This window comes from Chryseobacterium sp. RU33C (assembly GCF_900156015.1).
Classification (GTDB): domain Bacteria; phylum Bacteroidota; class Bacteroidia; order Flavobacteriales; family Weeksellaceae; genus Chryseobacterium; species Chryseobacterium candidae.
Map to the genome: position 1 here is coordinate 14,797 of NZ_FTMT01000018.1, position 13,860 is coordinate 28,656.

A 13,860-nucleotide genomic window follows, 5' to 3' on the forward strand; every position below is an offset into this window, starting at 1 on the left:
CTATTAAATTTTAATACAATTGAAAATGCCACAGGAAATGGCTGAAAAGAACTTCAGTAAGTTATCTGTCCAAAATACTTTGGTAGAACGTAGCACCTTCTTTGCTTGCACAAAGGGTTGCTAAGGTTTCATAGGGTCTAATCCCTCAACCTTTCTTGATAACATTTTCAATATTTGAATGAACGAATGATGCAAAGGTAGTTCTTTTCTTTTAATTTCAAAAAAAAATTATTTTAATATTTAAAAAAGCCCTTAAACACAAGCATTTCAAGACTATATTAATAATTATTCAGATGAAAAAAATTGGAATTACTTGTCAAAAAAACTAACTTCGTGTGGAAAAATGATGAGATATGACCGCCGAAAAAGATAGATTACAAGATATCAAATGGAAAAACTGGGGACCTTATGTAAGTAACCGGCAGTGGGGAAATGTACGCGAAGATTATAGCCCGAACGGGAATGCCTGGAACTTTACCAATCATAATAATGCCGAAAGCTATGCCTACCGCTGGGGTGAAGAAGGCATTGCCGGAATTTCTGACGTAAAGCAGCTTTTGTGTTTTGCTCTTTCGTTCTGGAACAAGAAGGACAAAATGGTAAAAGAACGGTTCTTCGGATTGAGCAATCCTCAGGGGAACCATGGGGAAGACATCAAAGAAATCTTTTATTATCTGGATAATACGCCTACTCACAGCTATATGAAAATGGTGTATAAATATCCAATTAATGAATTTCCTTACGATGAGCTTGTTGCAGAAAACGGAAGACGCAGCAAAAAGCAACCGGAATATGAGATTTTCGATACCGGAATTTTCGATAATGATGAATATTTTGATATTTTCATTGAATACTGTAAAGCCGATCACAATGATATTCTTGCCAGAATAACAGTATGCAATCGAAGTCAGCATGAAGCTCCTATTCTGGTAGCTCCGACTGTATGGTTCAGAAACAACTGGAAATGGGGATACAATACGTATAAGGGAGAAATCAATGCATCTCCCGACGGAAGTATTAACATTGAACACGACAGCATTTCGATCAAGAAATTCTATTCCAGGAACTCAAACTCAGAAAGTGTATTTTGTGATAATGAAACCAATACGTCTAAACTTTACGGAGCTCCTGCTCCTGAAAATATGTATTTCAAAGACGGAATCAATAATTTCATTACTGATAAAACGAATACAGTAAATCCCGAAAAGCGGGGAACAAAAGCCTCTTTTCTGATTGATGAGCTTATCGGAGCCGGAGAATCAAAAGTTTTTGAATTCAGATTATGCCCTGAAGAGACCGATGAGCCTTTTGAAAACTTTGATGCCATTTTCAATACGCGGCAGGCTGAAGCTGAGGAATTTTATAAAGAAATTCAGAATGACACCGTAAACGAAGATGAAAGAAATGTACAGCGACAGGCTTTTGCCGGACTTCTCTGGAATAAACAGTTCTATCATTATAATATAGGAAAATGGCTGAAAGGTGATCCCAACTTTGAAGCACCAAGAAATTTCAACGAATATGTAAGAAATACAGAATGGAATCATCTCCATAATAAGGATATTATTTCTATGCCTGATAAATGGGAATATCCATGGTATGCAACATGGGATCTGGCATTTCACTGTGTTCCTTTTTCCATCATTGATGCTGAATTTGCCAAGGGACAGCTTTTGCTGCTTACAAAAGAATGGTACATGCATCCCAACGGACAGCTTCCTGCCTATGAATGGAATATGAGTGATGTGAACCCTCCTGTACATGCATGGTCATGCTTCCGGGTTTTTAAAATTGATGAAAAAAATAACGGAAAGCCGGATTTATTATTTTTAGAAAAAGTCTTCCAGAAATTGCTGCTTAATTTCACATGGTGGGTGAACCGGAAGGATAAAAAAGGGAAAAATATTTTTGGTGGCGGTTTCCTTGGTCTCGATAATATCGGAGCTTTTGACCGGAATATGGAACTAAAGGATGGCCAGCATCTGGAACAGGCAGACGGAACAAGCTGGATGGCGATGTATGCACTGAATATGATGCGTATTGCGATGGAACTTGCCCAATATTACAAGGTGTACGAAGATATGGCGATCAAATTTTTTGAACATTATCTTTATATCGCTGAAGCGATGGAAAATCTGGGTGAAGGCACAAAAGGTCTCTGGAATGAAGAAGACGGATTTTTCTATGATGTACTACAGCTCGGAAACGGAGACAGTGTTTCTTTAAAACTAAGAAGTATTGTAGGTTTAATCCCTATGTTTGCCGTTGAAATTGTAGATCATCATTTATTGGAAAAGATGCCGAATTTCAGGACCAGAATGGAATGGATCTTAAAAAATAAGCCGGAACTCACCAAGCTGGTTTCCCACTGGGACGAAGAAGGACAGGGAAGAAAACACCTGATGAGTATACTCCGCAAAAACAGACTGACAAAGGTATTGACCAGAATGCTTGATGAAAATGAGTTCCTGAGTTCTTACGGAATCCGTGCCATGTCTAAGGTATACGAAGAAAATCCGTTTGTATTCTCAGTACATGGAAAGGAAAACATGGTCTACTACACGCCGGCAGAAAGTGACAGCCGCATGTTTGGCGGAAACAGCAACTGGCGCGGACCCATTTGGTTTCCTATCAACTTTCTGATTGTAGAAAGTCTGCAACGTTTTCATTATTATTATGGAAACAGCCTGAAAGTAGAACTTCCAACAGGCAGCGGCGACAAGAGAAACCTTGATGAAGTGGCTCAAAATATCAGCAAAAGACTTTGTTCTATATTTTTAAAGGATGAACATGGGCAAAGGGCTTTCAACGGAGGGAATCCGAAATTCAATTATGATGAACATTTCAGAGATTATATTACCTTCTTTGAGTATTTCCATGGAGATAACGGCCGTGGCGTAGGGGCTTCCCACCAAACAGGATGGACCGCAACTGTGGCAAAACTGATAAAACCAAGACTTACCTTTTAATAAGCAATGAGTAATTGGTAATGAGTAATAAAAAAAGAGGCTGTCTCAAAAGTGCCATTCTGAACGAAATGAAATGTAGTAAAGAATCTCATATGTTTGGTTATCAATGAGATTCTTCCTTCGTCAGAATGACAAAAGCCAGATTGTTTGACTTTTGAGACAGCCTCTTTGCTCTTTTATGTAAGAGATTAAATTTTTTCTCCGTTCAGATATACTTCGTATCCGATTTCTACATTCGGTTCCAACGTTTTGGATACGGAACAGTATTTTTCAAAAGAAAGTTCCGCAGCCTTTTGTGCTTTTTTAGGATCAATTTCTCCTTCCAGAAGAAATTTAACGGTAATTGATTTAAAAGGTTTTGCATCCTCTATCTGTACTCTTTCTCCTTCTACCTCTACCTGAAAACTTTTGATCTCCTGACGCTGCTTCTTTAAAATAGAAACTACATCAATTCCGCTGCATCCTGCCACAGCCATCAGTACACTTTCCATCGGGGAAACACCTTTCGCTCCCGGCTGGGAAGTATTATCCAAAAGAATGGAGTTTCCCTGAGCGTTGGTACATTCAAATAAAAAGTCGTCGTTTATTCTGTTAAGTGTAATTTTCATTATTTATTGCTTATTGCTTATTGCTTATTGCTTATTGCTTCTACAAAGTTATAAAATTCCTCTCGCTTTTATCTCCAGATATTTATTGATAACATCAATATTCAAATTTTCTGGAAGGGTATATACTGTATAGATTCCATATTTGCGGAGTTCCTGGATGATCAGTTTCTTTTCAAACTCAAATTTTTCAGCAATGATTTCGTCGTAGATTTCCTGCGTACTTTCAGGATTTTTGTTGATCAGCGTCTGCAGTTCTGAATTTTTGAAGAATATCACTACCAGCAAGTGATTTTTAGCAATTCCGCGAAGATACTTCAGCTGCCGGTTCAGCCCGTCCAGGGTTTCAAAATTGGTAAAAAGCAGAATCAAGCTTCTTTGATTGATGGAATATTTTACGTCCTGATACAAACGGTTGAAATCACTTTCGAAGAAATCTGTTTTAATATTATAAAGAGCTTCAGAGATTTTCTTCAACTGTCCGGATTTATTATCTGCAGCAATTTTATTCTCCGCTTTTTTAGAAAATGTCATCATTCCGGCCCGGTCTCCTTTTCTTAAAATAATATGTGATAATGCCATCGTTGCATTGATGGAATAATCCAGTAAGCTTAATCCGTTGAAAGGCATTTTCATGGTTCGTCCTTTATCAATCAGCATAAAAATACGTTGTGATTTTTCATCCTGAAACTGGTTAACCATTAGACGATTCGTTTTGGAAGTGGCTTTCCAGTTGATCGTTCTTATATCATCTCCTTGTACATATTCTTTGATCTGTTCAAATTCCATGGTATGTCCCAGTTTTCTCACTCTCTTGATTCCGCCTAACAAAAATTCACTCTGAATGGCCATCAGCTCGTATTTTCTGAGATGAATAAAAGATGGATAAGAAGGAAGCATGGCATCTTTCTGGAAAATAAATCTTTTGGAGACGAATCCCAATGGTGAAGATGCATACAAATTCAAACCTCCGAAATGATATTCTCCTCTTTCCTTGGGTTCTAATGAATATTGAAAAAATGTATTGGCTCCGGACGCAATCTGCTTCTCAATCAAGAAATCTCTTTTCTGAAACTGGAACGGAATTTCATCAATAATTTTAGTGGTTATGGTAAAGCTGTAATTGTTTTTAATATCAATTTTCACAAAGTTCTCATCTCCGTTAGAAAGCTTTTCCGGCAGAATTCTTTGAACCTGTAAGGCATTTTTTTGATTAAAAATCAACAGAAAATCTACCATTGCGGCCAGAAAACATAGCAGGAGTACGATATGGGCAGCCCACATCAGTACCGGAAAGAAAAATGCAAGGACATACAGAATCCCCACTCCGATGAGTGCAAAAAAGAAACGTGTATTAATGTATAAGTTTTTCATGGGTTGGGTTGCAGGTTGCAGATGAAAGGGTTTAGAAATTATAATCCAAACTCTTCTCTCTACTAACCTATCTCGGTATTTCTATTCCTTCTAAAATCTGGCGGATAATTTCATCTGCGGTAAGACCTTCCATCTCTCTTTCCGGAGATACGATTACTCTGTGCCTTAAAACAGCGTAGCTTGCTTCTTTAATATCTTCAGGAGTTACAAAATCTCTTCCTCGTAATGCCGCAAATGCCTTTGATGCCGTAAGAAGTGCTAATGAAGCTCTTGGGGAAGCCCCTAAATATAAGAATTGGTTTTCTCTTGTATTGATGATAATTTTCGCAATATATTCCATCAATTGGGCTTCCACAATGATTTCTTTTACCAGATGCTGATAGTTTTTCAATTGTTCAGCTGTAATAACGCGGTTGATTCCTTCTGTTTTATCCTCTTTTTTACTTTCGTGCTGATTTTTAATGATCGCGATTTCCTGTTCAAGATTAGGATATCCTACATTGATTTTGAATAGAAAACGGTCCAGCTGCGCTTCCGGAAGTCTATACGTTCCTTCATGTTCTATCGGATTTTGAGTAGCGATCACCAGGAAAGGCTCTTCCAGAGTATAACGTGTTCCATCCATTGTGATCTGTCTTTCTTCCATAACTTCAAATAATGCAGACTGTGTTTTTGCCGGCGATCTGTTGATCTCATCAATCAGGATGAAATTGGAGAAGATAGGCCCTTTTTTAAATTCAAATTCTGAGTTTTTCACATTGAATACGGATGTTCCCAAAATATCAGAAGGCATAAGATCCGGTGTAAACTGGATTCTGCTGAAACCCACGTCTATGGTTTTGGCTAATAATTTCGCAGTGATTGTTTTCGCGACTCCCGGAACTCCTTCAATAAGAACGTGGCCGTTGGAAAGTAATGCGGCCAAAAGATGTTCAATCATCTTCTCCTGTCCTACGATCACTTTTCCGATCTCAGATTTTACTTTCTCCAGACTTGCACGAAGTTCTATCATATTGATTCTCGACTGAAACTGCTCTTCCTGTTTATTAAGATTGATAGCGCTTTGGTTTTCTATATTGGGGTTATCAAAGTTTTCCATAATAATTTTAATTTGTCTGTTTAACAATGCTTATCTACAATTAAATTTATGTTAACGAGCTTAGATTTTAGCATTGAAAACTTTTATATGGTTAGGTTATTCTATTGTTATATTATTTAAGTATTTCATCAAGGAGCTTATTGATCCTTGTAAGATCTTCTTTCATTACGCTGGCGTAAGGATCCTGAGCTTTTTTGATAAGTGCCATAGCTTCATTGATCATTTCCATGGTTTTCCCGGTTTTCAAATGTAATTTTTTTGCAAATTCTTCATCTAAATGCTGGGTATCTATCAACAGATCCATTCTCACTTTGTTCAGAAAGTACTGAGCTTTCTTGGCCATCATATCATGAAAATCGCCTTCCTGAAGATACAGATTTCCAATGCTTTTCACAAAATCAAGGGAAGTATTTCTCAATGGTTCCGTTACAGGGACTATTCTTTGTTTTCTTTTTGCATTAAAGAAGATAAAAAGAATCAAGCCTCCTAAAAATATCCACCAAGCATATTTTAAAGCCGGATTTGACAATATAAATCTCATAAAAAACCGTGATTCAGAGCTTTTGTTTGAGACAAACCATAGGGTTTCCTTATCCTGAAGATATGAAAACACGTCCTGAGCGTATTTTACATTTCCGGGTTTCAGAAGATAATAATTCGTCAGAAAAAGTGGTTCCGCATGCGCATAGATGTATCCCTTACCAAACTTTACTTTGATAAAGTTCGCCTGATCTGTATTCTTTCTTTCTACCGTTTTTCCAAGTACTTCCACTCTGGGTTTAATGAATGAAAACCCTCTCCCCGATGGGAATTTATCCAGCTTAATGAAATCATTCTGAAATTTTTTATCGGTAAGTTTCAATACATTTTCTTCTTCAAAAGAGATTTCAGAATCATAATATCCAATGCTGTCTGAAATTTCTTTAGGCATACGGGTCACCATCAGAAATGCGTCTGAGCCTTCAGATACCTGAGTCAGAATTTCATTCCAGGACTCTCTGTCAATATTATTTTCAATAACTACAATATTGTGAGGGGACTTTTTATGCTGGCTGTAGTATTCGTAGGGGATCTGCTCAATTTTTTTCAGATTATTTTTAAAAAGATCTTTAGCTTCATTATTAAAAACAAACAATCCAAAGGGAGACTTTTCATTGATATCAAAATTCTTCCGCCAGTCTGTTGTTTCTTTTTTGTTAACTTCAAGCAATGCCAGAACAATCATCACAATGACGAAAATTACAGCATATGTTTTGAAAGTTTTATTCATGGTTATTATTGTTATGGTTTAAATGCCTGATACTGATTTTTAAATTTCTGGTAGCTTTCTTCTTCAATATTGAACTCTCCGTACCAGACATAATCAAAAATATAAGACAGATTAGAGAAGTCATTTTTCAGATGAGGAGCTTTTAGCTCTGCGGCATAGTCCTTATTTGTTTTTTCAGGATTCCAATTAATCAGTTTCTTGTCACTCAGCTTTTTTAAGATAAACAGGAATTGGTAACGAACTGCAGAACGGTAATCTCCTGCAAGTTCAAATTTTGCGATACTTTCAGGAAAATTAATTTCGTGGATATTTTCATGAAGCTCCTGCACATTAAGCTCCAGTTTTTTATTCTTTTTACCAAAAATAAAATTTCCGTCTTTGCCCATGATATATCTGATGATGAAATAAAGCAGAAACCCAACAAGAACAATGGCAAAGAGACGAATAAGAACAGTCGTAAGTTCCGCCGACTTATTGAGTGCTGTATCTCCAAAGATTCCCTGTATAATCTGATTAATCTTCCGCATCAGTTTTTGAAAGAAAGATTCTCTCGGTTTTGAAACGGAGTAATCAAATTCATTTCCTTTATATCTCGACGGAATGTTTTCTTTGAATGTTTTGGGGTACACCTCATTCTCCGATACCGGATATTTCATCAGTACAGAATCTGCACGAAGCATATTCCTGTAATGTCCGGTTGTATATAATGAATCTGCCAGATCATCAGAAACCGGAGCATCATCCTGAGCCTGAACCAGCCCAAGAGAGAAAAAAAACAGTATGAAAAAAAGAATTTTATTCATTGATTCCAATCGTATCTATTTCTGCCAATTCTACTTTCTGGTGAAGATCTGTTCTGCTGTCATAATACATTAATCCCGCATTCACATACATCAGATTAGATAGAAAAAATGAAAGCAACATGGAAACTCCGTAGAATACAAAAAAAATGATTCCGGCAGTTCCGGTAAAAGGATTCTGTTCAAAATTTCCGTCCGGTGTAGAGGTAAGAAGCGATCCGTAAAAAAACATCATCGGGATAAATGTGAATATAGATGTTGCCATGTAAATGATAATAAACATTACAAAGGCAGATCCCCAATATTTCCAGAACGGAGATTTTTCACTTCCATGCGGGTAAGAAAACTGAGAACGCAAAGAATAACTCAGACTTCCCCAGAAGCCTCTGTCCGAATTAAAATAATCATACATCAGAAAGGTAGTAAAATTAAATATTGTTGGATAAAGCAACAGGATGAGAAACAACCCGATAATAATAAAAATCAGGATATAAGAAAAACCTACCACGAATAAAATTGCCGGAGTAACAATAAAGATCATTCCCAGACACAGCTTTACAATTCTACCGGCATTGTTTTTAAAGTCGCCAAGAATTTCATCTGTCTTTATTTTTTCTGCTCCCTGTGCAATTCTTTTTAAGTAAAAAACTGGATACAGATAATTGACAATCATCAGAATCATAAAAAGCAGGAAAGTCAGTAATCCTACTGTAATCAGCATTCCGGAATTTTCTGCAAAATACTGTTCAAAATAATAGGTCTCGCCGCTAAGATTGGATCCGAATATCTGCGAAAAGAGTTCTTTATACCCGAAAATTACAACGGTTACCATTAAAATCAGGAGCAAGCCATTGATCAGGATATAGTTTTTAAAATAATTCTTCCCGTATAATTTGAAAAAATTGAAACTATCACTGATAAAAGTTCCAAAATCTCTTTTTTTATAAAATTGTATCATGGATGTGTTGATTAGTTTTTTTGTAGACAACAGACGGATATACAAAATAGTAGAATCCTATGATTGCCAGTGAGCCTAAAATAATGATCAGGTTCAAAAGCAGAGGCATCTTCAATGCGTGTCTGGTGACATAACCTTCTATAATCCCTGCACAAATAGTGAAAGGAACCGTACTCAAAAATATTTTAAATGAATCTTTAAATCCTTTTTTAAAAGAATTAAATCTCGAAAACGTTCTCGGAAACAAAATAGAAGCTCCCAGAATCAATCCGCACATGGCTTCCACTACCATGGCAAAAATTTCAAAGACTCCATGAAGCCATATTCCTCTTGCACTCTCTTTCAATGCACCATAATCATAGAAAAAATATTGAAAAGCCCCCAGCATCACACTGTTGGAAAGTAGTGCGAATAATGTTCCCACTCCTCCGGCAATTCCGTAAATGTACAACTTCGCTCCTACCTGAATATTATTAAAAATAATCCCGATCGTACTTCCCCAAGTGCTTCCACTCTGATACACTCCTACAGCATTGTTATTTTTAATATTTTCAATAGTTTCATTCACATACCCTTCACCCAGGATAATATTCACAAAGCTTTTATCATAAACAGCAGAAAGTACTCCTATTGAGGTAAATAAAATGAAAAAGAGAAACGCATACATCAGATATCTCCGGTACTGATACATCAGCAGCGGAACTTCCGTTTTGAAAAAGTATACCAGCCTGTTCTCCTCCACCCTTTTTGTTTTATAGATCTTCTGAAAAATCTGGGCAGATAAATGATTCAGATAAACGGTAGTATTGCTTTTGGGATAATAAGTCTGGGCAAAAGAAAGATCGTTGATCAGGTTTATATACAGTGAAGACAGGTCATCAGGATTTTTTTTTATTTTCCCTTGAATAACCTGTTCGATTCCCAACCATTTTTCTTTATTTTGTTTAATGAAATAAACTTCTCTCATAATTGTTAAGGCTAAAATAATAAAAAATATGTCTCAAATTGCGATAAATACCTCACAAAATGTAAATATTAATTTTAATATTGCTGGTGTAGGAGAAAGGATGCTTGCCTTTATTATTGATCTTCTGATCAGGATTGCCTACGTGGTAATTATCCTGTATCTGTTCTTCAATATTTTTGATTTGGGATATCTTTTAGAGGGTCTTGACAGCTGGTCAATACAGGCTGTATATCTTGTCCTTACCTTTCCTGTTTATATTTATCCCCTTGTAATGGAAAGCTTGATGGAAGGTCAGACTCCTGGTAAAAAGCTCATGAAAATCAAAGTAGTGAAGATTGACGGTTACCAGGCAAGCTTCGCTGATTATATGATCCGGTGGGTCTTCAGAATTGTAGATGTTTCATTTGCCGGAGTAGTAGGACTTATTTCTATGATTGTTTCTAAAAATAATCAGCGTTTGGGTGACATAGCTTCCGGAACAGCTGTTATTTCTCTAAAGAACAACATCAATATTTCTCATACAATCCTGGAGAATATCCATGAAAATTATATTCCTTCTTTCCCTCAGGTGATTGCTTTGAGTGATAACGACATGAGAATCATCAAAGATAATTATACCAAAGCTCTGAAAGTAGACGACCGCCAGATCATCAGTAAACTGTCTGAAAAAATCAAAAGCATTCTGAAACTGGAAATAGATCCCACTAAAATGACGGAAAGACAGTTCATCAATGTTATTATCAAAGATTACAACTATTATACAGGAAAAGACAATTAGTAGAGTTGATCGTCAATTTTGCTTCGCAAGTGAACGGTTAATTTAAAAATGTTGAAAAATTAACAGCAAAGCCTATTCTCTATTGCTTATTGCTTATTGCTTATTGCTTATTGCTTACGCAAAGCTCGGTGCAATTTTTGTATATTTATCATTAAAGTCCTGAATCATGAAATTTGAAAACAATAAATCCGGAAACGGCGGAGTTCTTACTCTAAACAATGAAACAAAAGAAGTAGGGAGACTTACCTATACAATTTTCCCTGAAGATCATAAATTCATTATTTCTTTTGTATTGGTACACCCTGAATTCGAAGGAAGAGGAATGGGAAAATTTTTAGTGGAAGAAGCCATCAAATTTGCCAGAGAAAACAATTGGAAAGTATATCCGCACTGTTCCTATGCAAGATCTGTGATGATGAGAATGAGTGATGTGGACGATATATTTTTAAAGAATTAAAACTTCGTTGAGCAGGATATCTTCAATATCATCCGGATAATCTACTTTTAGATGATGATCGGAAGCTACCCACTCCATAATTTCCTGAAGACTTAAAACCTTGGAATTGGGTATTCCCATTTTGTCAAGAGCACATGCATTGCATTCCTGTTCATATTGATTGTGGATAGGAATTACGAAAAGTTTCTTATCCATAAACAATGCTTCTGCCGGACTTTCAAAACCTGCGTTGCACAAAACCCCTTCACAGCCTTCAAAGAATTTCAAATACTGAGTTTCATCAATAGGAAATACTTCCACGTTTTTCACCCTTACCTGTACTTTGCTGTATTTTGAAAATACTTTCCACTCCACAGGAATTTTTCTTAAAACCTTAATAATATTCTCATCTGCAAAACTGGGAAGATAAACAAGATAATATCCATGTTTATAAGGATTCAGATTTCTGATCTTTCTTCTGATTACAGGTTTTTTGATCTGTGGATGATAATTTTCAAAATGGAATCCTATTTTTCTTTCGCTGGGAACATAATATTTAAGAATCATTTCCCCCAGAAAATCTTTTTCCTTTGGTTTGGGGGTTTCAGGAAAACTCATGGAAGCCTGGTGGCTGAGTTCTATCATTGGCAGCTTTTTCAGCTTGGAAGCCCAACCTGTCAGAGGTTCATAATCATTAATAATTAAATCATACTGTGACAGTTCCAGCTCTCTGATTGTTTTAGCTGCTTCAAAGAATTTATTTTCGGTAAATGTTTTTCGGTAAGATAAGCCTCCTGTCTTATTATAGATAAGAGAAATACCTTTGTATTGAAAATTAATATCAAAATCAGCCTTCAATTGCGATTGATGACCACTGATCAGGGTATCCACAGATGCATGTTTTTTGAGAAGAGGAATGATTTCCTGTGCTCGGGCGACATGCCCGTTTCCAGTACCCTGGAATGCATACAAAATCTTCATTTAGGAAAAGTTGGTTACAATCTTTAAAAGAGCTGAATTATCCATCTCCTGGATTTCTTCTGCTTCATCATCTTTCAGTAAATGTTTATGCTCATCATAATAAAAAATACTCCATTGTTTATCATGATACTCCAAAGCAGAAAGATTTTCTATCCAGTCACCGGAATTCAAATAAGTACAGGATCCTTTTTTATTAACTACCTCACGAATCTGAGGCTGGTGGATATGCCCGCACACCACATAATCATATTGGTTGTCAATAGCCAGCTCAGAAGCCGTCAATTCAAAATCTCCGATATATTTTACCGCTTTTTTCACATTGTTTTTGATCTTCTTTGAAAATGAGTATTTCTCTTTACCCATTTTTTCTAAGAACCAATTTACAACATTATTGATAATAATCAGAAGGTCATAACCTTTTCCACCGAGTTTGGCGATCCATTTTGAGTGCTGGACGGATGCATCGAAAACATCCCCGTGAAAAATCCAGGTTTTTTTCTGATCGATATTCAGACAGATTTTATTACAGACTTTAAGTTTTCCCAGTTCAAAATCTGTGAACTTACGGAACATTTCGTCATGATTGCCTGTAATATAATAGACATCTGTTTTCTTGGTAGCTAATGAAAGAATCTTTCTGATTACTTTCAAATGAGGTTTAGGGAAGTAAGACTTTTTAAATTGCCAGATATCAATAATATCACCGTTTAAAACTAAAGTTTTAGGCTGGATAGAATTGAGGTATCTCAACAGTTCTTTAGCCTTACATCCATAAGTTCCCAAATGAACATCCGATATAACAACTAATTCAACGTTTCTTTTCATAGTTTTGTACAAAGAAACTAATTGAAAATTAACTGTATATGAATGCTATATTATTTTTTATAAAGAGTTCATCAGCTCTTCAGTAATTTCCATGTTGTGATAAACGTTCTGCACATCATCATCCTCTTCAAAACGCTCAAGCATTTTCATATTCGCTTTGAACTGTTCTGCGTTTACTTCTTTTGTATTATTTGGAATTCTTTGAAGTTCTGCACTTTTTGCTTCAATTCCCAGCGCATCCAATTTGTGAGATAAAGAACCAAAATCTTCAAAAGCTGTGGTAATCATTACTTCTTCTTCATCTTTTTCTACATCTTCTGCTCCTCCGTCAATCATTTCCATTTCGAAATCATCCCAATCCATTTTGATCTGAGCCAAATCTATTGTAAAAATTCCTTTTCTGTCGAAAATAAATGCTAATTCACCATTTTTACCAAGGTTACCGTCAAACTTGTTGAAGATAGCCCTTACGTTGGCTACAGTTCTTGTTGTATTGTTTGTAGTACATTCTACAAAAAATGCAACACCACCTTGTCCATAACCTTCATAAGTGATTTCTTCATAGTTTTCTGCATCTGCACCACTCGCTTTCTTAATGGCTCTTTCAACATTATCCTTAGGCATATTAGCCCCTTTTGCGTTCTGGATACATCTTCTCAACGCGGGATTGGATTCCGGATCTGTTCCACCTGCTTTTACAGCCAGTGCAATATCTTTTCCTATTTTAGAGAATGTCTTGGCCATTTTATCCCATCTGGCCATTTTAGAAGCTTTTCTATATTCAAATGCTCTTCCCAT

The 13,860-nt window shown here is 36.2% G+C and carries 13 protein-coding genes and 1 riboswitch; of the genes, 3 read left to right on the forward strand and 10 right to left on the reverse strand.

Going from position 1 to position 13,860, the window contains the following annotated elements:
• Positions 1-58: 58 nt before the first annotated feature.
• A riboswitch (SAM riboswitch) is annotated at positions 59-165 on the reverse strand.
• A 188-nt stretch (positions 166-353) separates the two neighbouring features.
• Positions 354-2,969 carry an MGH1-like glycoside hydrolase domain-containing protein gene (locus BW946_RS14955; RefSeq protein ID WP_076596952.1) on the forward strand — a complete coding sequence of 872 codons (2,616 nt, stop codon included), beginning with the start codon at positions 354-356 and terminating at the stop codon, positions 2,967-2,969.
• A 188-nt stretch (positions 2,970-3,157) separates the two neighbouring features.
• Here BW946_RS14955 and BW946_RS14960 read toward each other — a convergent pair whose 3' ends face one another.
• From BW946_RS14960 to BW946_RS14990, 7 genes are all read right to left on the reverse strand, one after another.
• Positions 3,158-3,577 carry an OsmC family protein gene (locus BW946_RS14960; protein ID WP_076596953.1) on the reverse strand — a complete coding sequence of 140 codons (420 nt, stop codon included), beginning with the start codon at positions 3,575-3,577 and terminating at the stop codon, positions 3,158-3,160.
• A gap of 48 nt (positions 3,578-3,625) precedes the next feature.
• A complete protein-coding gene (locus BW946_RS14965; protein WP_076596954.1) occupies positions 3,626-4,948 on the reverse strand; it encodes a DUF58 domain-containing protein in 1,323 nt (440 codons plus the stop codon).
• A 67-nt stretch (positions 4,949-5,015) separates the two neighbouring features.
• Positions 5,016-6,047: an AAA family ATPase gene (locus BW946_RS14970; protein ID WP_076596955.1), complete on the reverse strand. Its 1,032-nt coding sequence runs from the start codon at positions 6,045-6,047 to the stop codon at positions 5,016-5,018.
• Positions 6,048-6,159: 112 nt separating this feature from the next.
• Positions 6,160-7,317, reverse strand: a complete 1,158-nt coding sequence (locus tag BW946_RS14975) for a hypothetical protein (protein ID WP_076596956.1) — start codon at positions 7,315-7,317, stop codon at positions 6,160-6,162.
• Positions 7,318-7,328: 11 nt separating this feature from the next.
• On the reverse strand, positions 7,329-8,120 hold the full coding sequence (locus BW946_RS14980; protein WP_076596957.1) for a DUF4129 domain-containing protein: 792 nt from the start codon (positions 8,118-8,120) through the stop codon (positions 7,329-7,331).
• Complete coding sequence (locus BW946_RS14985) at positions 8,113-9,075, reverse strand: DUF4013 domain-containing protein (RefSeq protein WP_076596958.1); 963 nt, start codon at positions 9,073-9,075, stop codon at positions 8,113-8,115. The genes BW946_RS14980 and BW946_RS14985 overlap by 8 nt, the downstream gene beginning before the upstream one ends.
• The gene (locus BW946_RS14990) at positions 9,059-10,042 is read right to left on the reverse strand and encodes a stage II sporulation protein M (protein ID WP_076596959.1); all 984 of its coding nucleotides are present in this window, start codon (positions 10,040-10,042) and stop codon (positions 9,059-9,061) included. Before BW946_RS14990 ends, BW946_RS14985 begins: the two co-directional genes overlap by 17 nt.
• Before the next feature lie 28 nt (positions 10,043-10,070).
• Between BW946_RS14990 and BW946_RS14995 the strand changes: the two genes are divergently transcribed.
• Both BW946_RS14995 and BW946_RS15000 read left to right on the forward strand, forming a co-directional pair.
• Positions 10,071-10,820, forward strand: a complete 750-nt coding sequence (locus tag BW946_RS14995; RefSeq protein ID WP_076596960.1) for an RDD family protein — start codon at positions 10,071-10,073, stop codon at positions 10,818-10,820.
• A gap of 166 nt (positions 10,821-10,986) precedes the next feature.
• Positions 10,987-11,277 carry a GNAT family N-acetyltransferase gene (locus BW946_RS15000; RefSeq protein ID WP_062673684.1) on the forward strand — a complete coding sequence of 97 codons (291 nt, stop codon included), beginning with the start codon at positions 10,987-10,989 and terminating at the stop codon, positions 11,275-11,277.
• On the opposite strand, the gene BW946_RS15005 is transcribed toward BW946_RS15000, so the two are convergent.
• The 3 genes from BW946_RS15005 to BW946_RS15015 are packed head-to-tail and all read right to left on the reverse strand — an operon-like array spanning position 11,266 to position 13,860.
• Positions 11,266-12,237 carry a glycosyltransferase family protein gene (locus BW946_RS15005; protein WP_076596961.1) on the reverse strand — a complete coding sequence of 324 codons (972 nt, stop codon included), beginning with the start codon at positions 12,235-12,237 and terminating at the stop codon, positions 11,266-11,268. The two genes, BW946_RS15000 and BW946_RS15005, sit on opposite strands and share 12 nt — an antisense overlap.
• On the reverse strand, positions 12,238-13,062 hold the full coding sequence (locus BW946_RS15010; protein ID WP_076596962.1) for a UDP-2,3-diacylglucosamine diphosphatase: 825 nt from the start codon (positions 13,060-13,062) through the stop codon (positions 12,238-12,240).
• Positions 13,063-13,119: 57 nt separating this feature from the next.
• Entirely contained in the window at positions 13,120-13,860 is a 741-nt protein-coding gene (locus tag BW946_RS15015) for a YebC/PmpR family DNA-binding transcriptional regulator (RefSeq protein WP_076596963.1), read from the reverse strand.

What these genes read in the sequence shown, in the direction of transcription:
- BW946_RS14955 (WP_076596952.1), top strand. Translation starts at nt 354, where the DNA reads ATGACCGCCGAAAAAGATAGATTACAAGATATCAAATGGAAAAACTGG.
- BW946_RS14960 (WP_076596953.1), bottom strand. Translation starts at nt 3,577, where the DNA reads ATGAAAATTACACTTAACAGAATAAACGACGACTTTTTATTTGAATGT.
- BW946_RS14965 (WP_076596954.1), bottom strand. Translation starts at nt 4,948, where the DNA reads ATGAAAAACTTATACATTAATACACGTTTCTTTTTTGCACTCATCGGA.
- BW946_RS14970 (WP_076596955.1), bottom strand. Translation starts at nt 6,047, where the DNA reads ATGGAAAACTTTGATAACCCCAATATAGAAAACCAAAGCGCTATCAAT.
- BW946_RS14975 (WP_076596956.1), bottom strand. Translation starts at nt 7,317, where the DNA reads ATGAATAAAACTTTCAAAACATATGCTGTAATTTTCGTCATTGTGATG.
- BW946_RS14980 (WP_076596957.1), bottom strand. Translation starts at nt 8,120, where the DNA reads ATGAATAAAATTCTTTTTTTCATACTGTTTTTTTTCTCTCTTGGGCTG.
- BW946_RS14985 (WP_076596958.1), bottom strand. Translation starts at nt 9,075, where the DNA reads ATGATACAATTTTATAAAAAAAGAGATTTTGGAACTTTTATCAGTGAT.
- BW946_RS14990 (WP_076596959.1), bottom strand. Translation starts at nt 10,042, where the DNA reads ATGAGAGAAGTTTATTTCATTAAACAAAATAAAGAAAAATGGTTGGGA.
- BW946_RS14995 (WP_076596960.1), top strand. Translation starts at nt 10,071, where the DNA reads ATGTCTCAAATTGCGATAAATACCTCACAAAATGTAAATATTAATTTT.
- BW946_RS15000 (WP_062673684.1), top strand. Translation starts at nt 10,987, where the DNA reads ATGAAATTTGAAAACAATAAATCCGGAAACGGCGGAGTTCTTACTCTA.
- BW946_RS15005 (WP_076596961.1), bottom strand. Translation starts at nt 12,237, where the DNA reads ATGAAGATTTTGTATGCATTCCAGGGTACTGGAAACGGGCATGTCGCC.
- BW946_RS15010 (WP_076596962.1), bottom strand. Translation starts at nt 13,062, where the DNA reads ATGAAAAGAAACGTTGAATTAGTTGTTATATCGGATGTTCATTTGGGA.
- BW946_RS15015 (WP_076596963.1), bottom strand. Translation starts at nt 13,860, where the DNA reads ATGGGAAGAGCATTTGAATATAGAAAAGCTTCTAAAATGGCCAGATGG.